Origin of the sequence: Geothrix sp. PMB-07 (assembly GCF_030758935.1) — a bacterium.
Lineage (GTDB): Bacteria > Acidobacteriota > Holophagae > Holophagales > Holophagaceae > Geothrix.
In genome coordinates this window covers 2,050,537-2,076,131 of sequence record NZ_CP132333.1, presented here as the reverse complement: position 1 = coordinate 2,076,131, position 25,595 = coordinate 2,050,537, and the positions used below count along the sequence as shown (strand labels likewise).

General features: G+C 64.1%; 16 protein-coding genes, 2 tRNA genes and 1 pseudogene. 12 read left to right on the top strand and 7 right to left on the bottom strand.

From position 1 onward, the window contains the following. Positions 1 to 26: 26 nt before the first annotated feature. The 3 genes from mnmA to Q9293_RS09200 all read right to left on the bottom strand — a co-directional run bounded on the left by mnmA (position 27) and on the right by Q9293_RS09200 (position 4,494). Positions 27 to 1,157 (bottom strand): tRNA 2-thiouridine(34) synthase MnmA, encoded by a 1,131-nt coding sequence (gene mnmA, locus Q9293_RS09210; RefSeq protein ID WP_306252296.1) that lies wholly within the window; start codon positions 1,155 to 1,157, stop codon positions 27 to 29. A 2-nt stretch (positions 1,158 to 1,159) separates the two neighbouring features. Continuing rightward, a complete protein-coding gene (locus Q9293_RS09205; RefSeq protein ID WP_306252294.1) occupies positions 1,160 to 3,388 on the bottom strand; it encodes an LptF/LptG family permease in 2,229 nt (742 codons plus the stop codon). An 83-nt stretch (positions 3,389 to 3,471) separates the two neighbouring features. Beyond that, complete coding sequence (locus Q9293_RS09200; RefSeq protein WP_306252292.1) at positions 3,472 to 4,494, bottom strand: SIS domain-containing protein; 1,023 nt, start codon at positions 4,492 to 4,494, stop codon at positions 3,472 to 3,474. On the opposite strand from Q9293_RS09200, the gene Q9293_RS09195 reads away from it, so the two are divergent. Beyond that, positions 4,493 to 5,107 carry an LON peptidase substrate-binding domain-containing protein gene (locus Q9293_RS09195; protein ID WP_306252290.1) on the top strand — a complete coding sequence of 205 codons (615 nt, stop codon included), beginning with the start codon at positions 4,493 to 4,495 and terminating at the stop codon, positions 5,105 to 5,107. The genes Q9293_RS09200 and Q9293_RS09195 overlap by 2 nt on opposite strands. Positions 5,108 to 5,153: 46 nt before the next feature. Continuing rightward, positions 5,154 to 5,229, top strand: a tRNA-Ile gene (locus Q9293_RS09190). Between the two features lie 162 nt (positions 5,230 to 5,391). Here the strand turns inward: Q9293_RS09190 and Q9293_RS09185 are convergent. Continuing rightward, positions 5,392 to 6,108, bottom strand: coding sequence for a FadR/GntR family transcriptional regulator (locus Q9293_RS09185; RefSeq protein WP_306252288.1), 717 nt, complete (start codon positions 6,106 to 6,108; stop codon positions 5,392 to 5,394). Between the two features lie 171 nt (positions 6,109 to 6,279). Here Q9293_RS09185 and Q9293_RS09180 point away from each other — a divergent pair. The 7 genes and pseudogenes from Q9293_RS09180 (at position 6,280) to Q9293_RS09150 (ending at position 15,927) form a co-directional block, all read left to right on the top strand. After that, a pseudogene (locus Q9293_RS09180) lies at positions 6,280 to 8,032 on the top strand (L-lactate permease). 99 nt (positions 8,033 to 8,131) lie between these two features. After that, a complete protein-coding gene (locus Q9293_RS09175) occupies positions 8,132 to 10,987 on the top strand; it encodes an FAD-binding and (Fe-S)-binding domain-containing protein (protein ID WP_306252286.1) in 2,856 nt (951 codons plus the stop codon). After that, positions 10,984 to 11,730: a (Fe-S)-binding protein gene (locus tag Q9293_RS09170; protein ID WP_306252284.1), complete on the top strand. Its 747-nt coding sequence runs from the start codon at positions 10,984 to 10,986 to the stop codon at positions 11,728 to 11,730. Before Q9293_RS09175 ends, Q9293_RS09170 begins: the two co-directional genes overlap by 4 nt. Further along, the gene (locus Q9293_RS09165) at positions 11,720 to 13,162 is read left to right on the top strand and encodes a LutB/LldF family L-lactate oxidation iron-sulfur protein (RefSeq protein WP_306252282.1); all 1,443 of its coding nucleotides are present in this window, start codon (positions 11,720 to 11,722) and stop codon (positions 13,160 to 13,162) included. The genes Q9293_RS09170 and Q9293_RS09165 overlap by 11 nt, the downstream gene beginning before the upstream one ends. Further along, on the top strand, positions 13,155 to 13,865 hold the full coding sequence (locus tag Q9293_RS09160; RefSeq protein ID WP_306252281.1) for a lactate utilization protein C: 711 nt from the start codon (positions 13,155 to 13,157) through the stop codon (positions 13,863 to 13,865). The genes Q9293_RS09165 and Q9293_RS09160 overlap by 8 nt, the downstream gene beginning before the upstream one ends. 135 nt (positions 13,866 to 14,000) lie before the next feature. Then, a complete protein-coding gene (locus tag Q9293_RS09155) occupies positions 14,001 to 15,797 on the top strand; it encodes a flavocytochrome c (protein ID WP_306252278.1) in 1,797 nt (598 codons plus the stop codon). A 53-nt stretch (positions 15,798 to 15,850) separates the two neighbouring features. After that, positions 15,851 to 15,927: transfer RNA gene (locus tag Q9293_RS09150), tRNA-Met, on the top strand. A 313-nt stretch (positions 15,928 to 16,240) separates the two neighbouring features. On the opposite strand, the gene Q9293_RS09145 is transcribed toward Q9293_RS09150, so the two are convergent. The 3 genes from Q9293_RS09145 to Q9293_RS09135 all read right to left on the bottom strand — a co-directional run bounded on the left by Q9293_RS09145 (position 16,241) and on the right by Q9293_RS09135 (position 19,092). Continuing rightward, the gene (locus Q9293_RS09145; protein ID WP_306252276.1) at positions 16,241 to 17,212 is read right to left on the bottom strand and encodes an AraC family transcriptional regulator; all 972 of its coding nucleotides are present in this window, start codon (positions 17,210 to 17,212) and stop codon (positions 16,241 to 16,243) included. A 90-nt stretch (positions 17,213 to 17,302) separates the two neighbouring features. Beyond that, a complete protein-coding gene (locus Q9293_RS09140) occupies positions 17,303 to 18,061 on the bottom strand; it encodes a carboxymuconolactone decarboxylase family protein (RefSeq protein ID WP_372342204.1) in 759 nt (252 codons plus the stop codon). Between the two features lie 35 nt (positions 18,062 to 18,096). Then, a complete protein-coding gene (locus tag Q9293_RS09135; protein WP_306252272.1) occupies positions 18,097 to 19,092 on the bottom strand; it encodes an aldo/keto reductase in 996 nt (331 codons plus the stop codon). A gap of 462 nt (positions 19,093 to 19,554) precedes the next feature. Between Q9293_RS09135 and dapA the strand changes: the two genes are divergently transcribed. The 3 genes from dapA to Q9293_RS09120 all read left to right on the top strand — a co-directional run bounded on the left by dapA (position 19,555) and on the right by Q9293_RS09120 (position 25,544). Further along, on the top strand, positions 19,555 to 20,457 hold the full coding sequence (gene dapA / locus Q9293_RS09130) for a 4-hydroxy-tetrahydrodipicolinate synthase (protein WP_306252270.1): 903 nt from the start codon (positions 19,555 to 19,557) through the stop codon (positions 20,455 to 20,457). A gap of 280 nt (positions 20,458 to 20,737) precedes the next feature. Continuing rightward, positions 20,738 to 23,566, top strand: a complete 2,829-nt coding sequence (locus Q9293_RS09125) for a TonB-dependent receptor (protein ID WP_306252268.1) — start codon at positions 20,738 to 20,740, stop codon at positions 23,564 to 23,566. A 43-nt stretch (positions 23,567 to 23,609) separates the two neighbouring features. Then, on the top strand, positions 23,610 to 25,544 hold the full coding sequence (locus tag Q9293_RS09120; protein WP_306252266.1) for a rhodanese-like domain-containing protein: 1,935 nt from the start codon (positions 23,610 to 23,612) through the stop codon (positions 25,542 to 25,544). Positions 25,545 to 25,595: the final 51 nt, after the last annotated feature.

The window sequence follows — 25,595 nt, the reverse complement described above, 5'->3', positions numbered from 1 at the left end:
CTAGCGGCCCTGGAGGCGGGCGGGGATCACAGCCGGCTGTCGATCCAGCCCCCGCCCAGAACCTCACCGTCCCGATAGAAAACCACCGCTTGTCCCGGGGCAATGGCCCGCTGGGATTCGGCGAAGGCCACCTTGACTCGGCCGTCCGGTAACGGGATCACCAGGGCCTCGGCCTCGGGGGAGCGGCTGCGGATGCGCGCTTCGCAGGCGAGGGGTCCCACTGGGGGTTCGTTCACCCAGCTGATTTCGCGGGCGACGAGATCGGTGGACATAAGGTCCGATTCGGAGCCCACCCACACGGTGTTGGAAGCAGCCTCCACCCGGATGACGTACAAAGGCTCCGCGGCGGCAATTCTCAGCCCCCGACGCTGTCCCACGGTGTGCCGCCAGAACCCTTGGTGCTGGCCCAGAACACGACCATCCAAATGGCGAATGTCCCCTTCACCCAGGCCTGGATCGCGGCCCTCCGCCGCCAGAAAGGCGTCATAGCGGTCCTGCGTGACAAAGCAGATTTCCTGGCTTTCAGGCTTGTCGGCCAGATGGAGACCCAACTCCGCTCCCAGTCTCCGAACCTCTGGCTTGGAGAGGTGGGCCAGCGGAAAGAGCGTGCGAGGCAGGGTGGCCTGGGTATGGTGGAAAAGGAAATAACTTTGATCCTTCGCTGGATCGGCCGCCTTGCGAAGCTGCCACTTTCCGCCGTCCCACGAGATGGTGGAGTAATGACCAGTGGCCACGAAATGCGCCGCCATGGAATCAGCCCGCTCCATCAAAGCAGAGAACTTGAGATGCTGATTGCATCGAATGCAAGGACTTGGAGTTTCACCATTCAAGTACCCCTGGATGAAACCCTCAATGACGGTCTCTCGAAATCGGCTTTCGAAATCCATGACGTAGTGGGGAAACCCCAGTTCGTAGGCGACCCTTCTGGCATCCTGGAAATCATCCAAAGTGCAGCATTTGCCATCAGAAGTTTGAGCACTTTTCTTGTCGAAGAGTTGCATGGAAACCCCGATGACTTCATACCCGCCGCGGTGAAGCAGGGCCGCCATGACCGAACTATCCACGCCTCCCGACATCGCAGCCAAGATCCGGTCCCCCTGGCGGAGGGTGGGGTGGGACCTCAGCAGGGCCAGGGTTTGATCCAGAAGGTGGCTCAAGGTCAGGTCCTCAGGCGACGGAGCCGCAGCAGCGACACGGACAGCAAGAGCAGCAGGGGCGCCAAGGCACCCCAATAGGCGGGGATCTCCGACGCCTTGGCTGCCCCGCCAAAGAGCGTCTGGGAGCCAAGGAATAGCAGCCCTGCCACCAGCCCGGCCCCCAGAGCCTGCCCTCGCCCCTGCCGGGGCCCCGGGAAAGCGAAGGAGAGCATGGCCAACACCAGGCACGGGCCCGCGAGCCAACCCAGAATGCGCCCCCACAGCATGTAGGCCCGTTCTGGATCCGGCGCCCATTTCTGCCAGAGCAGGAGGTCGGTGGTATGGGCTTCTTCCGCGCTGGCAGCCTTACGCAGGGCCTGTACGGGAAACAGCCGGTCGGCCGCAGGCCCCTGAACCAGATGAAGGCCGCCCCAGGCCAGGGCCTCGGAATAGGGATCCCCCATGTGCCAGCGCAGCAAAATCGGAGCCTCTCCTGGCTCCTTGAGCGGGAAGCCCCAACGCTCATTACCCTGCAGGTGCCAAAGCACCCCAGTGGAACCAAGATGGAGCCAGGGATGGACGGCTGCCGAGATGGGCGGTCGCTTGAGGATTTGACGGTAAAGGCTGTTTGCACGGCCCATGGCTATTGGAGCAATGGCCAGTTGAAGCACCAGCGTCAACAAGGTCACCACCCCCCAGGACCACCGGCTGCTCCAAAGCCAGCGAACCAGGCTCACACCTCCGGCGCGCAGAGCCAGCCATTCCCGATTCAGGGCCGCTTCAGACAGGGCCAGAAGGGTGCCCAGGAGGAAAGCCATGGGCAGTGCCACCACCAGGAAAGGAGGGAGGTTCCAGAACCAATATCGAATGAAGACATGAACATGAACTCCATTCTTAGAAAGATCTCCCGCCAGATTGGCGTACTCGACCAGCAGGTTCAGCACCAGCAAACTGCCCAGCGTCGAGGCCCAGTTCCGCCACCAGGCCAGGCTGGCCCAGTGCCGCAGGATGCCATGTTGGGTGCCCTTGCCGTGAATCCAGCTCGTGAAGGTGTCCTTGATGTTTCCCATCCTGGCAAGGAATGGCAGACAGGATGTCGCCACCGGACGAGACAGAAAGGAAAGTCTCAGGCCCAGGGGATTGGATCGGTGGGGCTTCAGGCGTGACTGAAGCAGCAGCCAGCCCGTCAGGAAGAAGGGGATCGGAATGAGCAGAAGCGGGATGATTGTTTTCAGTTTTCCGCTGTCCCATAAATTTTCAAAGAACTTAAGCACGAGGTAGTAGACGATGATGACCCCGAAGCTTTTGATGATGGCTCCTCCCTTGTAGAACCTCGGGTGCCCAAAACCCAGGGCAATGCCCAGCAGCAGGAGGGCGGCCGCAGCCAGGGGCAGGGTGGTTCTCCGAGAGAATTCCTTGGCCGCCTGCAACCTCAGTTCTTTGGATTCAGGGGTTTCCATGGCGCCGGGGCGTTCCCGAAGGATTCGGAAGAGTGTCGCCGAACTCTGATAACGCAATGGGGTTGGGGGCAGCAGTCTGGTGCCGGAGGGCACGGCGAACCTCAGGATCTGCTTCTCCTGGCTCAAATGGATCACACTGCCAGCCCCAGCTGTCTGGTAAAGCGCCCCCTGAAGCCCATTCAAACGCAGCTGCAGCTCGGAGGAACCGTCCGGTTTGGCCTCGATGGCATAGGTCATGGAAGAGGCCGTGAGGTGCTGAACCCCCTGAGGAGTGGATTCCATGATGTGGACCTTGCCATCGGGTGATACCCAGAAGGCTGAATTCGGCGCGCCGGGTGGATGCCAGGGCGGTGCACCTGGCCGCAGAAAGCGGGCCTTGGCCTCCTCGGTCATCTTGCTTTGCACCACCTGCTGAATCCGAGCCGCAGCCGGGACCAGCAGGTGGGCATTCAGGGTTGCCAGCACGACAAGCCAGGACGCCATCTTGATCCAGGGGGCAATCCAGGTCCGCTGGCCGGCTCCAAGCCCTTGCGCGGCCACCAGTTCCGAACCCTCCATCAACTGCTGCGTTCCAAGCAGCCCACCCAGGACCGCGGCCATGGGCAGCACCATCCCGAGCTCGTCCGGCAAGGTTGTCAGGAGCATGGGGACCAGCCAGCGAAGCGGAGCCCCTTCGGAGAAGATCTGTCTGGAAATGACCACCATTTCCCAGGCAACCAACAGGAACCCATAGAACAACAGGGCACCCAGGAAGGGGGTTGCCCAGCGTCGAAGGACATAGCGGGTCAGCAAGACGGCACCTGGAAGCGCAAATTCAACTTTCGATAATGTATATTATGTAACCTTAATCGTGAACCGCCAAACCTCACCACGGCTCACAACACCTTGGATGCCAACAAATCGTGAATATGCAACACACCACATGGCTGCCCTCTTCGGGTGACCATGAGGAAGGTGATCTTGCGGCTCTCCATGGTGCCTGCGGCTTCCAGAGCCAAGGCTCCCTCCTCAATGGAAGCCGGGTGCCTGGTCATGATCTGATCGGCCGTCAGGTTCAACGGATTTCGCCCTTCCGACTCGGCCTTCCCGAGGGCGCGCCGGATATCTCCGTCAGTGATGACCCCAAGAAGCGCTTCATCGGCCATGACGCTGGTCATGCCCAACCGTCCATCCGTCATCTTCTTGAGGACATCGACCAGGGAGGCCATGGGTGAAACCACTGGCCAAGTTTTGTGCATCAAGGTGCCCACTTTCAAAAGCTTAGCTCCGAGAGTTCCAGCGGGATGATTGAGCGCAAACAGGTCCCGCGTAAAGCCCCTCCGGGCCATCAGACTTGCGGCCAAAAGATCGCCCCAAACCAGTTGGAGGGTGGTGCTGGCCATGGGTGCCAGTTCCAGGGGACAGCCTTCTCCCTGGGGCAGCTGATAATCGAAGGTCCAGGTGGCGGCTTGGCCCAGGCTGCTATCCGGCCGGGCCGTGATGGCCGCAATGGGAATGCCCAGGCGGAGGAGACTCGGCAGCAGGCGTACCACTTCTTCGCTTTCGCCGCTGTTGGAAAGCGCAAGGATGGAATCCTCGCGGGTCACCATGCCGAGATCGCCGTGCAGGGCTTCGGCGGGATGGAGGAAAAAGCTGGGACTGCCAGTGGAGGCCAGGGTTGCGGCAATCTTCTGGGCCACCAGTCCCGACTTGCCCATGCCAGTGAGGATGACCCGTCCGCTGCGGTCCACCACCATGTTGACCCAGCCCTCGGTTTTTTTCGGATCCCATGTCCTGCGAAGGTGATCTAGGCCCGCACTGGCCGCGTCCAATACGGCGTTTCCGGCTTCTCCTGCCGGACTGACCTGGTTCTCATCCTTCACAGTTCCGACTCCGATGCGGTGGCGTAAGGTGTTCATGCTACCAGCCATTCTCCCCCTATTCCCCCTGCCCTCGGTGGTACTGTTCCCGCAGACCTTCCTACCGGTCTACATCTTCGAGCCCCGGTACCAGGAGATGACGGTCGAAGTTCTCAATTCTCACCATCACTTGATCCTCACCCTCATGAGGCAGACCCCCGAACCCGGTACGCTCGGCGAAACCGCACCCATTTTCGATGTTGGCTGTCTGGCAGAAGTGGTGCGAGCCGAACCTCTCACCGGTGGAAGGTGGAATCTCCTGCTCCAGGGCAAGGCCACCGTCAAGATCACGGGAGAATGCCCTGGAAAGCCCTTTCGCCAAGCGGAATACCAAGAACTTCCCTTCGACTCGGCAATGCTTTGGCCCGGACCCCACCGGCGGCGACTCATGGAGTCTCTGGATGCTTTCGCCGCATCCGAAGGCATCGAAGCCCAGTTGAAAGAGTTGCTCGACCTTCCGCTGGAAGACACCGACCGATTGAACACCCTGGCCATGGCCTTGGATTTCGAGCCCACGGAACGCCAGTTCTTGCTGGAATCCCCTGATCTTCCTACCCTGGCCGACCGAATGCTCCAATTGCTCGATTTCGCCGTGGGCGGGCGTTCTCTCTGAGCGGCAACGGCCAGGCAACTCGCATCCTCTTTGCTACACTGGCCCTGGCCCTGTAGCTCAGCGGTCAGAGCTGGCGGCTCATAACCGCTTGGTCGTGGGTTCGAACCCCACCGGGGCCACCATTTGCCTGGATAGGCAAATAGGACGGAATGACTCGCCAGGGACATTCCGCCCGAAGGGCGCCAGCACAGGACGTGCTGGCGTCACCATTTGCCAGGATAGGCAAATAGGACGGAATCGCTGCAGGCATCGGCGCAATCGACGTCAATGCCTGTGACGCACGGCTACACAATCCACTTGCGCAGTTCTCCTTCGGCGAAGATCAGGTGCGCGAGCATGGCTTTGGACGCAACTTTGGGAGATCGTGAGCGAATCGCGTCGAGGATCTCCGAATGCTGGTCGATGATGCGCTGCGCATTCTGCACATTGTCGTGGTACAGCTGGCGCCTGGCCACGGAATTGGCTTTCGCGAACTCTTCGGACACTGTCTTGAATAGCTTCGTGAGCAGGCTGTTGTGGGTGGCCTCAGCCACAGCGTAGTGGAAGGCCGCGTCGAACTCCTCGCCCTTTTCGGGGTCCAGGACATTCAGGCGTTCCCGCATCTTCTCGAGCATCGCTTCGATGTGGTCCAACTCCTCTTCGGTGGCCCGTTCGGCGGCCAGGCCGGCCGTGGCCGTTTCGAAGATGCGCCGCATTTCAAACATGTCGAGGAGCGAGTTCCGCTCCACGGCCAGAAACATGGCCAGGGGCCGGATAATGTCATCGGTTTCCGTGCCCCGCACGAAGGTCCCCTCACCGGGTCGGATATCGATGACACCCAGCATCTCCAGGGTTCGGATGGCTTCTCGTACCGAGGCCCGGCTCACCTGGAATTGCTCTGCCAGTTCGCGCTCGGCCAGCAGCTTGTCCCCAGGCTTGAGCCGTCCATCGGTGATGAGCGTCTTGATCTGCTCAACGATCTCTTCGTAGAGGCGCTTGGTCTTGATCGGCGTAAAATCCATGGATTCACTCTAGGCTGAAAATTCAACTATTGAAAATGAGAGACATGGAAAGTGTGACCAAAAATACGAGTCTTCAGTATGGTCTGACCACTAGACCCATTGTAACCTTCGCCCAAGTTCTTTTTACAAAACCTATCCACCCATCACCTTTCCCCCCTTTTTGGAGGACGCATGACTCCTTGGACCCAAATCTATAACCCGGTCATGGGGAATATATTCCTCTCGGCCCTGGTGGCCGCTTTTGCCGGTGGTCGTCCTTCTTGGTCTTCTGGCCTTCATGCATGTGAAGGCCCATATCGCGGCACTTCTCGGCCTGGTCACAGCCCTGGTGGTGGCCATCTTCGTCTACCACATGCCCGCGCCCATGGCCGGCATGGCCGCTGTCAATGGCGCCTTCTACGGCCTCCTGCCCATTGGCTGGATTGTCTTGAACGCGATCTTCGTCTACGACATCTCAGCTAAATCAGGCGACTTCGAGATCGTGAAACACTCCATCGCCGGTCTGGCCGAGGACCGCCGCATCCAGGCCCTGATGATCGCCTTCTGTTTTGGTGCTTTCATCGAGGGCGCAGCGGGTTTCGGCACGCCGGTGGCCATTTCAGCGGCCATGCTGATCGGCCTGGGCTTTGATCCACTCAAGGCTGCTGGTCTGGCCCTCATCGGCAATACAGCGCCCGTGGCCTTCGGTGCCCTGGGAACCCCCGTCGTGGTGCTGGCTGCCGTGACCGGCCTGCCACTAGGCCCACTGAGCGCCGCCGTCGGCCGCATCCTCACGCCCTTCTGCCTCATCGTTCCCTTCTGGATCATCTGGGTCATGGCCGGCCGCAAGGCGATGATGGAAATCTGGCCCGCCTGCCTCGTTTCGGGCGTCAGCTTCGGCTTGGCCCAGTACCTGGTCAGCAACTACCACGGCCCCTGGGTGGTGAGCATCGCCAGCTCCATTTTCTCCATGGTCTGTCTGATCGTCCTGCTCAAGTTCTGGCAACCGAAGACCACCTGGCGCTTCGAGCACGAGCGTGGCAAGGCCGCGGACGCCATCCCCGACCACGGCACCAAGAAGATCTTCCGCGCCTGGATGCCCTGGGTCATCCTCTCTGTCTTCGTGTTCGCGTGGGGCATCCCGCAAGTGAAGACGGCCCTCAACGGCGGCACCAAGACCAGCCCGAACTTCCTCGCTGGCTACACCGTCAAGAACTACGACGTTCCCAAGCTCCACAAGATGGTTATCAAGGCGCCCCCCGTGGTGGCCAAGCCCACCGTGGAGGCGGCCACCTACACAGTGAACTGGCTGTCCGCCACCGGCACCAGCCTCTTCCTGGCCGGCATCCTGGGCGGCCTGTTCCTGGGCTTCGGCTTCGGTGACCTGATCAAGATCTTCTGGGGAACCCTGAAACGCGTGAAGATCTCCCTCCTCACGATCATGGCCATGCTCGCACTCGGCTTCATCACCAAGTCCTCCGGGCTGGACGCCACCGTCGGCCTTGCCTTCGCCGCCACCGGCGCCATCTTCCCATTCTTCAGCGCCATGCTGGGCTGGCTGGGCGTGGCCCTCACGGGCAGCGACACCTCGGCCAACGTGCTGTTCGGCGGCCTGCAGAAGATCACGGCCACCCAGCTGGGGCTCAATCCCATCCTGACGGCCGCGGCCAATTCCTCGGGTGGCGTCATGGGCAAGATGATCGACGCCCAAAGCATCGTGGTGGCTTCCGTGGCCACCGAACAGCAGGGCCAGGAAGGCAACATCCTGCGCTACGTCTTCCTGCACAGCATCGTATTGGCCGCGCTCGTGGGCCTGGTGATCGTCTTCTTCGCGAAGATCGCGCCCACCTGGATGCCCAGCCTGCCCCCGGAGGCTCCCACTGTAACGGAAGGGGCCAGCCCTGCTGCCCCGGCCGCACCTGCCGCCCCGGCCCCCGGCCACTAAACCGGCCTGGCGGCTCCGACCCTATGATCCAAATCCCGCCGGCCGCATCATCGCCGGCGGGACGTTCTAGCGCTCATCACGACCAAGAGGATGTTTCTCATGACCACTGCCACCGCCGCCTCCTTGAGGGATTCCCTTTCGGCCATCGTGGGCCCGGATCGGGTGCTCGATCGCCCCATCGACCTCGTCGCCTTCGCCTCGGATGCCAGTTTCTATCGGCTTATTCCCAAGGCGGTGGCCTTCGCGGGCAGCGTCGAGGATGTGCGCGGGCTCTTTCGTTTGAGCCATGCGGAGAAGATCCCCATGACCTTCCGGGCCGCGGGCACCAGCCTGTCAGGCCAGTCCGTCTCCGATGGCATCCTCGTGGAAGTGGCCCGCAACTGGCGCGGCATCCAAGTGCTGGAAGGCGGCGCCAAGGTGAAGGTGCAACCGGGTGTCATCGGTGCCCATGTCAATCACGCGCTGAAGGCCTTCAAGGCCAAGATGGGCCCCGATCCGGCCTCCATCAACACCTGCACCGTGGGCGGCATCCTGTCCAACAATTCCAGCGGCATGTGCTGCGGCGTCACCCAGAACGCCTACCACACCCTGGATTCACTGACCTTCGTGCTGCCCTCGGGCACCGTCATCGACACGGCCTCACCCAACGCCGATGAGCAGTTCCGCGCCCTCGAGCCCGCCCTGACCGCAGGGCTGTTGAAGCTGAAGGCGGATCTCCTGGCCAATCCCGCCCTGGCGGAGCGCATCCGGGCCAAGTACCGCATGAAGAACACCACCGGCTATTCGCTGAACGCCTTCATCGATTTCGACCGGCCCGTGGATATCTTCCGCAACCTGCTGGTGGGCTCCGAAGGCACCCTGGCCTTCATTGCGGAAGCCGTGCTGAAGTCCGTGCCGGACCTGCCGGTGAAGGTGACGGCCTTCCTCCTGTTCCCCGACCTCCATGCGGCCTGCGCCGCCATCGTGCCCCTGCGGGATGCGGGCGCCGCCGCCCTGGAGCTGCTGGATCGAGCCTCGCTGCGCTCGGTGGAAAACCAGCCGGGTATTCCACCCAGCATCAAGACCCTGCCCGAAGGCGCCGCGGCCCTGCTGGTGGAATTCCATGGCCGCGATGAATCGGTCCGCGCCGACCTGGAACGCACCGCCCTGGCCACCACCGCCGACCTCAAACTGCTGGAGCCCGCCCGCTTCACCCACGATCCCGTGGAGCAGGCCCTCTTCTGGAAGATCCGCTCGGGCACCTTCCCTTCCGTGGGCGCCGTGCGCAAGCGCGGAACCACGGTGCTCATCGAGGATGTGGCCTTCCCCATCGATAAGCTGGCCGACGCCGCCGTGGATCTGACGAAACTCTTCGCCAAGCACGGCTACGACGAGGCCATCATTTTCGGCCACGCCAAGGATGGCAACCTGCACTTCGTCATCACCCAGTCCTTCAACGATCAGGCCGCCGTGGACCGCTATGCCCGCTTCATCGACGACGTGGTGGAGCTGGTGGTGAAGAAATACGACGGGGCCCTCAAAGCCGAGCACGGCACGGGCCGCAACATGGCGCCCTTCGTGGAGGCCGAGTGGGGCCCTGAGGCCAAGGCCGTCATGGAGCAGCTCAAGGATCTGGTGGATCCCCTGCGCCTGCTCAACCCCGGCGTGATCCTGAATGCCGATCCCAAGTGCCATTTGGCCGACCTCAAGCCCATGCCCGGCGTGGAGGAGGAAGTCGACAAGTGCATCGAGTGCGGCTACTGCGAGCCCAAGTGCCCCAGCCGCGAGCTCACCCTCACGCCACGCCAGCGCATCGTCGTGCGCCGTGAAATGGCCCGGCTGGAGGGGAACCGGGAGAACCCTGCCCTGCTCGACTCCCTCAAGCAATCCTTCAACTACATGGCGGTGGAGACCTGTGCGGCCGATGGCCTCTGCGCCACGGCCTGCCCGGTCAGCATCGACACGGGCCAGCTCACCAAGCGCTTCCGCAAAGCCAGCCACAGCCGCCGCGCCCAAAAGATCGCCCTGTCCGTGGCCAGGAACTTCGCCACTGTGGAACCGGTCATGCGCGTGGCCCTGCGCTCGGGGCACCTGGTGCAGAGCCTCTTCGGCCCCAAGGCCATGCCCTTCATCACGCGCATCATGAAGGCCTTCGGCGCCTCCCATCAGTGGAGCCCCGAAATGCCCAAGGCGGCCAAGGCCCCCCTGCCCGTCACCTCCAAGGAAAAGGCCCAGGCCATCTACTTCCCCGCCTGCATCTCCCGCATGATGGGCCACCTGCCCGGCGAGCCCGAGGAACTGAGCCTGGTGGAGGCCCTGGTGAAGCTGGCCGAGCGGGCAGGCGTACCTGTCTACATCCCCCTCGATGTGGAAGGCACCTGCTGCGGCGTCCCTTTCTCCTCCAAGGGCTTCGACCTGGCCCACCAATTCACCCTCAACCGGGCCATCGAGAAGTTCTGGGAATGGAGCGACGGCGGCCGCCTGTCCATCGTCATGGACACCAGCCCCTGCACCTATGGCGTGGTCACAGGCCGCGGCTACCTCACGCCCGAGAACCAGCAGAAGTTCGATGCGATGAAGATCATCGACAGCACAGCCTTCGCCTATGATGTGCTCCTGCCTCGCCTTCAGGTGAACCGCAAGGTGAACTCCGTGGTGCTCCATCCGGTCTGTTCGCTCACCAAGATGAACCTGCTGCCCAAGCTGGAAGGCGTCGCCAAGGCCTGCGCCGACACGGTGGTGGTGCCCCGGGATGCGGGCTGCTGCGGCTTTGCCGGGGACCGCGGCTTCACCCACGCCGAACTGACCGCCTCGGCCACCAAGCACGAAGCCAAGGAAGTGAAAAGCCAGACCTACGATGGCTACTACGCCAGCAGCCGCACCTGCGAGGTGGGCATGACCCGCTCCACGGGGTCGGTGTACCGCAGCTTCCTCTACCTGCTCGAATCCGCCACTCGCCCGGAGGCCTCCAAGTGAACGGTTCCAAGCCCAAGAAGGTCTACTTCTACGGCACCTGCCTGGTGGACCTGTTCTTTCCCGATGCCGGCATGGCCGGCATCCAGCTCCTGCGCGCGGCCGGAGTCGAGGTCGTCTTCCCGCAGGGACAGACCTGTTGCGGCCAGCCCGCCTACAACTGCGGCTACTGGGAGGAGGCCCGGGACGTGGCCCGCACCCAGGTAGCCCTGTTTCCTGAGGACCTGCCGGTGATCCTGCCCTCGGGCAGCTGCGCCGGCATGATGAAGAAGCACTACCCCGAGCTCTTCCACGGCCAGCCCGACGAGGCCCAGGTCCGCGCCTTCAGCGGCCGGGTCTACGAACTGACGCAATTCCTGGTGGAAGTCCTCGAGGTGAGGCTGAAGGACCTGGGCGAACCGGTGAAGGTCACCTGGCACAGCTCCTGTCACGCCGTGCGGGATCTGGGTCTCAAGGGCGAGCCCCAGGCGCTCATCGGACAGCTGGCCAACGTGGAGCTGGCCCCCCTGACCCGCACCCATGAATGCTGCGGCTTCGGGGGCACCTTCTCCGTGCGCCAGCCGGAAATCAGCGGGGCCATGTCCTGCGACAAGGCGGCCGATGCCGAAGCCACCGGCGCCTCCGTGCTGCTGTCCACGGACGGTGGCTGTCTCCTCAACGTGAACGGCACCCTGGAAGCCAAGCAGAGCCGTCTGCGCGTCCAGCACATTGCCGAGTTCCTCTGGGAGCGCACCCATGCACGCTGAGCTCGAAGTCCACTTCCAAGAGAGCGCGGCCAAGGCCCTGCTGGATCCCCAGCTCCGAGCCAACTTCCGCCGGGCCATGGACGGCCTCATGGCCAAGCGCAAGGCCCAGTTCCCCGATCCGGCCGACCTGCAGGATCTGCGCGACCTCAGCACCGCCATCCGTTCGCGCAGCCTGCTGAACCTGCCCGATCTGCTCGAACAATTCGAGGCCAATTGCACGAAGAACGGCATCCGCGTGCATTGGGCGGAAACCTGCGAGCAGGCCAACGAGCTGATCCTGGGCATCCTCCAATCCAAGGGCGCCAAGACCCTGGTCAAGGGCAAGAGCATGGTCTCGGAGGAGATGCACCTCAACGCCTTCCTGGAAAAGCACGGCATCGAGGCCCTGGAATCGGATCTGGGCGAGTACATCATCCAGCTGGATGGTGAAACGCCCAGCCACATCATCATGCCCGCCATCCACAAGAACAAAGACCAGATCGCCCGCCAGTTCAGCCAGAAGATCAAGGATGCGAAGTACACCGAGGATGTGGACGAACTCACGGCCATGGCGCGCAAGGTGCTGCGCCAGAAATTCCTCGATGCCGATGCCGGGCTTTCCGGCGTGAACTTCGCCGTGGCCGAGACCGGAACCCTCTGCCTGGTGGAGAACGAAGGCAACGGGCGCATGAGCACCCACGTGCCGCCACTCCACATCGCCGTCATGGGCCTGGAGAAGGTGGTGGCCCGCCTCGAGGATGTGGCCCCGCTCTACGCCATCCTCACCCGCTCGGCCACGGGACAGGCGGTGAGCACCTACTTCAACCTGATCACCGCTCCCCGCGGCACGGGCGAGAAGGACGGCCCCCAGGAAGTGCATCTGGTCATCCTCGACAATGGCCGTTCGCGCATCTACGCCGATCCCCAGCTGCGGGCCACCCTCCGCTGCATCCGCTGCGGCGCCTGCATGAACCACTGTCCGGTCTACACCCGCGTGGGCGGCCATGCCTACGAGGCCGTCTACCCGGGTCCCATCGGCAAGATCCTCACACCGCAAATGGAAGGCGTCGGCGTGCGCCACGATCTCATCCACGGCTCCAGCCTCTGCGGCGCCTGCGGCGAGGTCTGCCCCGTGGAGATCCCCATCCCGGAGATCCTGGTGCGCCTGCGCCGGGAGGCCACCCACACCGACGCGGAGTCACAGGTCGCGGGCAAGGGGGCAGGCCGGACCCGCACGGAGGATTGGGCCTGGCGCCTCTGGGCTGGGGTGCTCAAACGGCCGCGGCTCTACCGGCTGGCGGCTTGGTTCGCCACCCGCTTCGGCAAGGCCCTGCCAGCTGGGGCTCCCCTGATCAAGCACTGGACCCGCACCCGCTCGACCCCCGTTCCCGCGCGGCATTCGTTGCAAGAGCGCATGCGGAATGAAGCCCGCCAGGGAGCCCGCCATGACTGACACCACCCCCTCCTCCACCGCCTCTTCCACGGCCCGCGCCGCCATCCTCGGCCGCCTGCGCGCCGCGGGAGGCAGCGCCCCCCTGCCTCCCCTCGACCTCGCCGTGCTGGAGCGCCGCCACTGGCCCGCCCGCGAGCGCATGGAACGCCTGCGCAAAGGCATGGAGGCCGTCCACACCGAATTCCTTGAAGCCACTCCGGAGGACTGGACCGCCGTGATCCAGAGTTTCTGCGCGCGGGAAGGCCTGAAGAACCTGCTCTACGGACCTGGCAGCGAGGCCGGCACCCGCCTCGCCGCGGATTGGGTTGCCGATCAGGGAGCTGGAGGCACCCAGCTCATGCCCTACGACCGGCCCGTGGAAAGCTTCAAGGACGAGCTCTTCAACGGCGTCGAGGCCGGTTTCACCGGCACCGTGGGCGGCGTGGCTGAAACCGGGGGCCTGTTGCTGATGCCCGATGCCGCAGAGCCTCGCCTGCTCTCCCTGGTGCCTCCCATCCACCTGGCCCTGCTGCGGGCTTCCACCATCCAGGACAGCTTCTGGTCCGCCGTGAAAGCCCTGGGCTGGGGTCGCAGCCTGCCCCCCAATGCCCTGATGATCTCCGGTCCCAGCAAGACCGCCGACATCGAGCAGACCCTGGCCTATGGCGTCCATGGTCCCAAGCGGCTCATCGTGGTTCTGGTGGATGATCTCGGCGCCCCCTGAGGCCCCGCGCCAGAGGCAACCATTGCAACATTAATGACCCAGCCATGAAGTATCGATTGATTCCAATCTGCTGCTGGGGGATCCTATTACCCGGTGCGGTCAGACCACCAGTCCGCACCGGATTCAGGAGTTCCCATGCGTCACCTTTCGTCGTCTCGGCTGATTCTCGGATGCCTTCTGGGCCTGCTCCTGGGCGCCTCTCCCATGCAGGCCGCCCTGCCGCAGGCCCCCGGCTTTCTGGCTGGCCAGCATGCCAAGAACGGCATCGCCTGCGCCGAATGCCATGGCAAGGGTCGGCCGGTGAAGGTCGATGACAACGAAACCACCGTGAACGAGGGATGCGTCCGTTGCCACGGCAGCCTCAAGGAGGTCGGCGCCAAGGCCCAAGGGCACATCAACCCCCACGTGTCCCACCTGGGTGACATCGCCTGCACGGCCTGCCATGGAGGCCATCGGGGATCCTGGGCCTACTGTGGCAACTGTCACGGCTTTGAGCTGAAGATCCCCTTCCCCGCCACCGTGATGAAACCTGCCGAAGCGGCGCCGAAGCCGCCGCAGCCAGCCTCGGTGCGCCGCCGGGAACGCACGGATGTGGTGGTCATCGGATCCGGCGCCGCCGGCATGGTGGCCGCACTCACGGCCCATGACGCAGGCGCCAAGGTGGTCGTGCTCGAGAAGCAGCCCATCACCGGCGGCAACTCCATGCTGGCCGCCGGGGGCATGAACGCCGCCGCCACCCGCTTCCAGGCCAAGAAAGGCATCAAGGACAGCGTCGAGCTGATGGTCAAGGACACCATGACCGGCGGCAAGAACCTCAATGAGTTGGAGCTGGTGAAGATCCTCGCGGAGCAGTCCGCGGCTTCCGTGGAGTATCTGACGGAACTGGGCGCCGATCTGTCGGACGTGGGCCGCATGGGCGGCGCCAGCGTGGACCGCACCCACCGGCCCCAGGGCGGCAAGGCCGTGGGCGCCCACATCGTCGATGTGCTGCGGGCCAATGCCGTCAAGCGCAAGCTGGATGTCCGCGTGAACAGCCGGGTGGTCCGCCTCCTGGAGAACCGCCAGGGCCGCATCACGGGCGTTCTGGTCCAGGGCCGTCATCGCGGCTTCTACCGCATCGACGCCAAGGCCGTGGTGCTGGCTGCGGGCGGTTTCTCCGCCAACCCCGAACGCGTGGCCCACTACCAGCCGACCTTCCAGGGCATGACCTCTTCCAACCAGCCCGGCGCCACCGGCGATGGCCTGGATCTCGGCGCCGCCGCGGGCGGTGTGCTCAAGGACATGGAGCAGATCCAGATCCATCCCAGCATCGCCGCAGGCAGCCGCATCCTCATCACCGAGGCCGTCCGTGGCAACGGCGCCATCCTGGTGAACCGCGAAGGCAAGCGGTTCGTCAACGAGATCACCACCCGCGACGCGGCGTCCAAGGCCACCCTGGCCCAGCCGGGCCAGAGCGCCTTCATGGTCTTCGACGAGGGCGTGCGCCAGAGCCTCAAGCAGATCGATGGCTATTTTCACCTTGAGTTGGTGAAGGAAGGTGCCACGCCGGAAGCTCTGGCGGCCGCCATCCAGGTGCCGCCCCAGGCCCTGAAGGAGACCCTCGACCGCTACAACCAGGCTGTGGCCGCCAAGGCCGATGCCGAATTCAAGCGCCCCGACCTGCCCCGGGCCCTGACCACGCCGAAGTTCTATGCCATCGAGGTGAAGCCCGGCGTCCACTACACCATGGGTGGGCTGAAGATCAGCACCCGCACCGAGGTGATGGCCAAGGACGGCAAGCCCATCCCCGGGTTCTTCGCCGCGGGCGAAGTCACCGGCGGTGTCCATGGCGCCAACCGCCTGGGTGGCAATTCCATCTCTGAGACCATCACCTTCGGCCGCATCGCCGGTGCCCAGGCTGCCGCCGCGGCCCACGCGCCGGTCAAGCCCTGAGCGTCATTTCCGCCGTAGACGCAGCCCCAGGGCCGCGATAGACTGTTTGTTCTGGCTGGGTAGCTCAGGTGGTTAGAGCGAGGGTCTCATAATCCCTAGGTCGGCAGTTCGAGTCTGCCTCCAGCCACCACACAGAAGATCGGAGCCTCGGCCCCGATCTTCGTTTGTACGGCGGAGAGAGAACCAGACTCGGACTGCCGAGAAGCAGGGGCGGCCAGGTAGGCTGCAGTGAGCAAGGCCCCTGTGGGGCCTGCGCAGCGTCCGCAGCCGTGGCCAGCCACGCGCGCAGTTCGAGTCTGCCTCCTTCGGTCCGCGCGGACGCGGCCCGAAGACCTTGGTCAGCCACCACACAGAAGATCGGAGCCTCGGCCCCGATCTTCGTTTGTACGGCGGAGAGAGAACCAGACTCGGACTGCCGAGAAGCAGGGGCGGCCAACCACCCCTCACGCGTCTGGAGAAGCAGCACCTGAGTGCGCGGCCTGCTCCCGCAGGACGGCCATGTCCCTGGTGGGCGTGTTTCCAAAGTAACGCCCGTATTCACGGGAGAACTGGGAAGCGCTCTGATAGCCCACCCGCTGCGCGGCCAGCCCGGCATCCAGTTGGGTATGGAGCATCAGGCGCCGGGCTTCCTGCAGCCGGAGCGCCTTCTGGTACTGCAGGGGGCTAAAGGACGTGACGGCCTTGAAGTGCTGATGAAAGGAGGAGGGGCTCATGTGCACCAGGGTGGCCAGCCGTTCCACGTCCAGCGGCTGGTCGAAATTCGCCCGCACCCAGGCCACGGCTTTGGAAACCCTGTGGAGGCGGCCGTCCTCTTGGCCGATCTGGGCCACGCGGCGACCCAGGGGGCTGCGCAGCAGCCGGATCAGGATTTCGTCGATGACCAGCGGCGCGAGCAGGTCGGCTTCGCCCGGTTGCGAGGCCAGTTCCAGGAGCCTCACCACGGCGTTGAGCACGTGGCTGTCGGCCTGATCGACGCAGATGGCGCGGCCCTCTTCCCGTTTGGGGAGGCCATGCGGGTACACCTTGGAGGTCAGATCAGCGATTCGGCTGGGATCCAGGTTCAGTCGAATCCCCAGGAATGGTTGGTCGAGGGTGGCCTCGGTGACCTGGGCGGCCACGGGCACATCCACCGAATAGATGAGCATCCGCGAGGCGTCGTACTCGAAGAGCTCCTGCCCCAGCATCACCCGCTTCGCCCCCTGGGCCACCAGGCACAGGGCCGGGCGCTGCACCGCATGGTGGAAGGCCTTGTGCGCCTGAGAGGCCCGGCTGAGGAACACCCCGGGAAGGCGCAGTTCAAAGACACCGTCATAGGGCGCGTGGGCCTTCAGCAAAGCTGTGAGGTTGGCGAGATCAGCCTGCTGGGTGTCCGGGCCCAGACCACGGGGGGAGGCTGAAGCGTGGGTGTGTGCCATGGGTCATTGTCGCCTTTCGCATCTGTCCGGTCTGCCAGAACGTGGTGCCCTTCTTCACCCTGTGCACCAACCCTGGATTTAGGCCCGTATCTAGGCCGATTCAGGGAGGACTTCATTCAAGCAGCGGAAGGCATTGAGAATCCGCGGATAGCCGAGGTAGGGCAACAACTGGGTGAGGACATCGAGCATCACGCCCTTGTCATTGCCCACTTGCACGTTGCCCTGAATGTGGCCCTTCAGCTGAGGTTCGCAGCCCCGCAGGGCGGCCAGCATCGAGAAGGTCAGCAGTTCCCGCATCCGCAGATCCAGCCCGGTCCTCGTGTAATAGTCGCCGAAGCAATTGCTGGACAGGTAGTCCTGAACGTGAGTTTGGGTGGCTGTTGCCTCCTTGCGCATCCTGTCGATCAGCCCACCGAAGATCGCCTTCTGAACCGCAAGTCCCTGCTCCATTCGCGTCTCCGGCGTGGTGGTGGACTGCCCCGGCAAGGGGAGCTGTATTCCTAGGCTCTCAAGCGTTTCGTTGGTGACATGGAGGAATTCGTACACGTCGGCGATGCCGCAATAGGGCACAGCCTGGTACACGATCTCCTTGACTTCCACGGGCGAGACACCTGCATTCAGGGCCGCACGGAGCATGACCTTGAACTCCCCGTGCGCCTGGCCCGCGATCAAGGCTGCCAGGATGACCATCAGCCGCGCCCTGTCATCCAGGCTTCCATGGGAGAACACCTCGTCGAAGGCGAAGTTATCGAAGAGCTCGATGAACTCCGGGTCGGTTTTCTTCAGCGTGGAGACGTGATTCGGAAACCAGCGCTCGTGGTTTCTGCGGGCAGTATCCGAAAGGCTCATCATCCCTCCCTTTCCTGATCCAGGTCGAGGTCGCGTTAACGTCCCACCAGGCGCTGCAGGTGCGCGGGATACCGCTCACCCTGAAGCCGAATCGTCGAGGCGGCGGTGTCGATGGCCTGCAGCTCCTCGGCGCTGAGTTCGAGGGCAGCGCCCCCCAGGTTCTCTTCAAGCCGATGCCGTTTGGTGGTACCCGGAATGGGGACGATCCAGGGCTTCCGGGCCAGCAGCCAGGCCAAAGCGAGCTGGGCGGGCGTCGCCCCTTTCGCCGCCGCGAGGGCCTTGAGCACCTCGACCAGGGCGAAGTTCGCCTTGCGCGCTTCCGGTGTGAATCGTGGAACCACGGTCCGGAAGTCCGTGGGATCAAAGGTGGTGGTTTCGTCGATCTTGCCTGTGAGGAATCCCTTGCCCAAGGGACTGAAGGGCACGAAGCCGATGCCGAGTTCCTCCAGAGTGGGGATGGTTTCCAGTTCCGGCTCGCGCCAGAACAGTGAGTCCTCGCTCTGGAGTGCCGTCACCGGCTGGACCGCATGGGCCCGGCGGATGGTCTGCACACCGGCTTCCGAAAGGCCGAAGTGCCGGACCTTGCCTTGTTCAATGAGTTCCTTCACGGCGCCCGCCACATCTTCGATGGGCACCTCCGGATCCACCCGATGCTGATAGAAGAGATCGATGGCCTCCACCCGGAGGCGCTTCAGGGAGGCCTCGGCCACGGCCCTGATGCGCTCGGGGCGGCTGTTCAGGCCACCGGGGTTCGTGCCGGTCACCTGGTCGATCTCGAACCCGAATTTCGTGGCGATGGCCACCTGCCCCCGGAAGGGCTCCAGGGCTTCACCCACCAGCGCCTCATTGACCCAGGGCCCGTAGACCTCGGCCGTATCGAAAAAGGTGACGCCCTTCTCCACGGCGGCCCGGATCAGGGCAATGCCTTCCTGCTTCTCGACGGCGGGGCCGAGCCCAAAGCTCAGGCCCATGCAGCCCAGGCCGAGGGCCGACACCTGCAATCCGTTCGTTCCAAGCGTTCGTGTCTGCATGATGGCTCCTCAGGCGTGGGTGGTTTTTGGGTTGAGTTGAATCACAGGGTCGCGTGCAAGACCGTGGTTACTCAATGCCCAGAGACAAGTCTAGGAATCGGGAAAGCCCGGGTTTGCCTGATGCTCCAGAGCTCTTGCCTGAATGGCCAAGGCCGCCCACTTCCCCTTGCGATGGGATGACCTCAGAACGAGTGGCAGCCACGGTTGTCATTTTATATATAAGCAATTTAATATAATTGATTGACAATATAATTGCCCTCGGCCATGCTGGGTTTACCGGGCCAGGTGCCCGTCCCATCTGGAGAGGACCATGCGCTGTCTGTGTTGCTGCTGATGATTCTGGGGCCCCAACGCCCCATGGAGCCCCTCAGTTCAAACACACAGGATGGCGATGATGGACAGGACGGCAGCACCTCCAGTTGAAAGCCCTGAATCCGGCAAAGGCCGGGCGGGGGAGATCCGATGACGCCCCTCAGGCGGATCGTCCTCGACCTTCAGGGCCTCCTCGTGGCCCTGCCCACGCCGTTCACGGCTGATCAGGCCATCGATCTTCCGGCCTTCCGGCTGTTGGCGCGAAGGGTGGTGGCGGCAGGCGTGTCGGGCCTGGTCCCCCTGGGATCCACAGGAGAAGCTTCGGCCCTGGAGGAAACCGAGCGGGACGCGATCCTCCAGGTCGCCGTGGAAGAAGCCCAGGGACGGCCCGTGGTCGCGGGAACAGGTTCCCATTCCACGCGCCAGACCATCGCCTGGACGCGACGGGCCCGCCAGCTTGGGGCCCGGGCGGCGCTGGTGGTGACGCCCTATTACACGCGCCCCACGCAGTGCGGCCTGGTGGCCCACTACAAGGCCATCGCCGAGGCGGTGCCGGGCTTTCCACTCATCGCCTACAACGTGCCCTCCCGCACCGGCGTGAACCTGGAACCCCCGACCCTGCGCAGCCTTTGGCGAATCCCTGAAGTCGTGGGGGTCAAGGAGAGCAGCGGCAACCTTGTGCAGATCGGGCAAATCGCCCAGTTCCTGCCCAAGGGCAAAGTGCTGCTGGCCGGGGACGATGGCCTGGCCGCGCCGAGCATCGCACGGGGTGCCCGCGGCCTGGTGAGTGTCCTTGGCAACGCCTATCCGGAAGCAGCCCTGGAATTGGTGCACACGGCGCTGGAGGGAAAACAGGCGGAGGCCCACCGTCTGCAGGAACAACTGCGCCCCCTCGTGGAAGCCCTCTTCCATGAGACCAATCCCGTGCCCTTGAAGGCCCTGCTCCATCGCCTCGGCCTCTGCAGCGATCAGGTACGCCTGCCCCTTTTGCCAGCCTCTCCTGGAACCCAGGCCGTGCTTTCCGCCGCGGTCCACCGCGCCCAGGTGGCCTGATGTCCACCCCCCGCCAGCCCCTCTCAGAAATCACCCGGTCACCATTCCAGGCAGCGGAAGCTCCCGCTGCTGACCCGCGGGAATCCTTGTCGCACCTGGATCTCTGGATGGAGTGGCGCACCGAAGGCAGGCGCACTCGGGTGCCCTGGTGGACCTCCTCACGCTGTCGCGGCTGAGTTCACCAGCCCGCACCTCCCCCCGCCCATTCCCCGCATCCTGCGCTCCGCCGCCAAGGCGATGCCCCAGCTCGTTGAACCCCGATCCTCTTTCAGGAACGTCCATGAACCGCCTCCCACTCCGCCCCTTGGCCTTCCTTCTCGCCTCCGGCCCGCTCTTCCTAGCAGCCCAGGGCGTTCAAACCTCGAACATCGACGGCGAGGTGCGAGATCCCCAGGGACGGCCTGTCGTCGGCGCCCAGGTGGTGCTCACCAGTCCTGCCCTTCAGGGCCTCCGCACCCACCTCACGGACGCCCAGGGCCGTTTCTCCTCGCGCCTCCTGCCCCCGGGCGAATACCTCATCGCAGTCACCAAGGCCGAACACCAAACCCTCAAGGCGCCCTTCCAGGTGAACCTGGGCCAGGGCTACACGCCGCGCCTGGTGCTCCGTCCCATCGACAGCGCCACCGTGGTGGTGTCGTCCACCTTCTCGCAGCTGGACAAGGCGGAAGTGGGGAACTCCAGCAATTTCCAGTTCGCTTCCGTGGAAGCCCTTCCCACCGGAAGGAACCCCGAAGACCTGCTGGCGTTGACGCCCGGCGTCACGGACACCCAGAAGATCAACGGCAATGTGTCCATCCGAGGCGCGCTCACGTCCAACAACAAGTTCCTGATCGATGGCCAGGATGTGACCGATCCGAAGTTCGGCAACCGCGGTGTGGATCCCATTTCCGATGCCATCCAGGAAGTGCAGATCATCACGGGGGCCATTTCCGCCGAATACGGCGACGTGGATGGCGGCGTGGTGAACAGCCTCACCAAATCCGGCGGCAACCAGTTCACGGGCATCCTGCGCAGCACCCTCTCCAAGGACGCCTGGAACGCGGTCCAGCCGCTGCAAAGCCGCGTGGGCCTGTCCGACAAACTCAACCACAACGAGAGCCTCAGCGTGGGCGGCTACTTCATCAAGGATCGGTTCTGGTTCTTCCTGTCGGGCTACCGGGAATCCCAGTCCCTGTCCAAGTCGCTGAGTTCCATCACCACCAATGCCGGCACGCCCTACACCAGCACCTTTTCAGACAACCGCCTGCAAGCGAAATTCACCTATCAGCTGCTGCCCGACCAGACCCTCTCCCTGTCCTACCTCACCAACCGGAACGAAACCGATCACGTGGATGTGGCCTCCGGCGACCTGCAGTCGCTGATCCCCCAGATCAAGCAGAACACCTCCTGGAGCCTCAACTGGGCCGCCAATTTCGGTTCTGACCTGTCGGTGGAAGCACGCCTGGGCGCCAAGAAGGAAGGGTTTCTGCGAGGCGGCACCCTGCCCGGCGTCACGCCCATCCTGGATGCCTTCACCGGAGCGTTCTACCTGAACGGCGTCTACAGTGCTCTGGATGGCGGCGATCATCGCGACAACCGCAGCGCCGACGTGAAGGCCACCTACCTTTTCGAGGCCTACGGCGCCCACCAGCTCGCCTTCGGCTTCAACATCCTGGAGGGCACCCGCCGCGCCCAGGATTACCAATCCCCCACCAATGCCCTCATCGTGGTGGGTCGTTGGAAGCCGGGACGAACCACCCTGCCCTTTGGGTATTCCACCTTCCAATCCACCGGGGCCAAGGCCTTCGATGACAGCCGCGGGTTCTACGTGAACGACCGATGGAGCCTGAATTCCAGGTGGTCGCTGAACCTCGGCCTCCGGCTGGATCGCTACTCCGCCCACAGCGAAGACACCAGTGCCTCCGCCGGCGCCACCGGCTGGTCGCCCCGTCTGGGCCTGAAGTGGGATCTCTTCGGCGACAACACCTGGCAGGCCACAGCCAGTTTCAACCGGTACAACGCCAAGGCTCTGTCGAACATCGTCAACTCCGTCAGCGGGGCCGGCAATCCCACGGAGATCGACTACGGCTACACCGGCCCCTATGCCTCTCCGGGTTTCGCCACTCAGGCCAACGCCGCCAACCCAGCCAATTGGACGGCCCTCCAGGGCTACGCCTCACCCACCCTCACCACCCGCCTGTCTCCCGATCTGCGTGCCCCCCACACCGATGAGGCCCAGGTGAGCCTGGCCCATGGGTTCAAGGTGGCGGGCCAGGAGGGGTTCGCCAAGGCCACCCTGGTGCGCCGCGAGTACAAGGATCTGTTCGATGTGAGGGTGGGGAACGATGGCCGAGTGACGCCGCCACCCCCCTATGACGCGGTGGGATCCGCCTACGTCCAGGTCTGGGAGAACAGCGACCTCGCGCGCCGGACCTATCAGGCGCTTGAGCTGGAGGGAGGCCTTGAGGCCGCCGCCTTCGACCTGCGCGGGAACGTCACCTGGTCCTCGCTCAAGGGCAACTACCAGGGCGAAAGCCCTGGAGCTGGCCCCAATGGGCAGGGCATCAAGTACTTCTCCACCCAGGACGGCGTCTCGGTCTATGACACGCGCCAGTTCAACCCCGAGGGCCCGCTCTTCGGCGACATTCCCCTCCGAGTGAGGCTCAACGGCCAATACCACGTCGATTGGTCCTGGGGCCGCACGACGGTGGGCCTGATCTACCGCTTTGATTCCGGCGCCCACGACAGCATCCGCCGGACCCTGACGGGCCGGGAGGTGAACCCGGCCATCGCCGCCCAGGCCCAGGGCGCCACCTTCTACCAGTATCAGGACAGCCGCCGCGGCCAGGTGGTGTTCCCCTCGCAGGCTTATACCGACTTGGCGGCCAGCCAGGACTTCCGCCTGCTGCGCATCGGCAACCAGCCCCTCGCCTTCTTCATCAAGCTGACGGTGGCCAACGTCTTCAACCGGCAACAGATCATCAAGGTCCAGAACAACTGGAACCACGACACGCCGGCTACAGGGACCAGCAGTGCCTGGCTGCCCGATGCAGGCAATGGGGTTCCCCACAGCCGCGGCGACTACGGCGCCGCCCGCAGCCTTGGCGTTCAGGCTGGCGTCCGCTTCTAGGCGTTCCATCTCCACCCTCTGCCCTTCCCCAAGGAGGCCGCCCATGGCTTCACGGTTCTCTCTCACTCCCGTCTTGTTCCGAACCCTCCTCTCGGCGACCTTCGGCGGGCTCTGCCTGCTGGGCCAGACCACCCAAGCCGAAGGTTCTGGCAAGGAACTGCCCGTTCACCGGATTCCCAACATCGGGGCCGCAGCGGAATTCTACTTCGCGCCGGATTCCCAGCACATCATCGGCACCGCCAAGCGGGAGGGCGATGCCGCCCACCACGTCTACACCCTCCGGATCGACGGGACGGAAATCAAACGGATCAATGATCGCGGAGAGGATGCCTGCTCCTTCTTCTTCCCCGATGGGAAATCCATCGTATGGACCTCGACCCGGGACCACCTCGACCTGCCCAAGGGCAACTTCTCCGACCCCCGGAACTACCCGCAGGGCGCAGAGCTCTACCGCTCCGACCTGGACGGCGGCAACCTCCAGCGGCTGACCCAGAACACCCAGTACGATGCGGAAGTCTCCGTTTCCCCGGACGGCCAGTGGGTGCTCTTCGCCCGCCAGACCAACGGCAAGCTGGATCTCTGGCGCGCGCGGCCAGATGGCTCCCAGGCGCGGCAGATCACCCACCTCGAAGAGCTGCAACCCGGCGGCGCCTTCTACCTGCCTGACAGCCGGACCATCCTGTTCCGCGCCTGGAAGCAGGCCGACGAAGGCCGGAAGGGCAGCCTGCCCATGGCCATCTACACCATCCAGGATGACGGCACAGGGCTGCGCCAGCGGACTCACGACGAAGGCACCAACTGGGCCCCCTACCCGGCTCCAGATGGCCGCCACTACGTGTTCGTGAAGGTGCTGCCGGAGCGGAACTACGAACTGTTCCTCGGGGATCTGGAGAGCGACGAGCAGGTGCGGCTGACCTACGACAAGGCCTTCGACGGCTTCCCCGCCATTTCCCCCGATGGCCACTGGCTGCTCTTCGCCTCGAACCGGACCAACGGCACTGAAGCCCCATTGCTCACGCTCTACCTCATGGACATCTCCAGCCTCCATGTGGGGCCACCGGCCAGGACGGGAATCCAAGCCGAAGCCGCACCTCAATGGAAGACCTTCATCAGCGCCACCCAATTGCAGGCGGCCTGGGGGGATCCAAAGCTGCTCGTGATCGATGCCCGCAGCCCCCAGGATTACGCGGCTGGGCACATTCCAGGCGCCATCAACCTGCCCGGCCTGCTGTGGCGCACCGCGCCCACCAAGGTGCCTTCCCAGGAAGGCATTGGCTCCTACATTTTCCGCACCCCTGAGGGCAAACCCGATGTGGATCGCTATGAGGCCTTCCTGGGCAAGGCGGGCCTCACGCGGGAGCAGCGGATCGTCGTCTACGGTGGGCATGCCGGCAAGGCCGACGGCACGGTGCCGGTGGCCATCCTGCAATGGTTGGGGCACCCGGATGTGCGCTTCCTGGATGGTCTCGGCCTCGACGAATGGAAGCGGCTCGGCCAACCCGCCAGCACCGAAGCCCGGGTGCTTCCGCCAGCGGTGTACCAGGCCCGCCCTGATGAGAAGCACTACTGGAACCTCGATCAGGTGCTGAGCCACCGCGGGGACAAGGATGTGGTGTTCCTGGATTCCCGTTCGGCCAGCGAATTCGAAGGCAAGGAACTGCGGGGCAACAAGCGGGGTGGGCATATCGAGGGTGCGGTGCTGCTCAACTACGACGACCTGCTCGATCCCGTCACCCACAAGGTGCTGCCCCCAGACCAGGTGGAAGCGAAACTCAGGGCCCTGAACCTGCCCAAGGACACGGAGAAGGTGGTGGTCATCTACTGCCAGACCGGCACCCGCTGCACCTTGAAGGAGATCGCCCTGCGCGACCTGGGCTACCGGAATGTCGTGTCCTACGACGCCGGTTGGCAGGAGTACGGCAATCGCGAGGACACGCCCATCGTCCGTTTCCCGCCCACCTCCGCGCCGGTGAAGTGAGGCCCTTCCTTTGGATTCCTTTGCGGTCCGTCAGCCCCACCTTCCGACCTG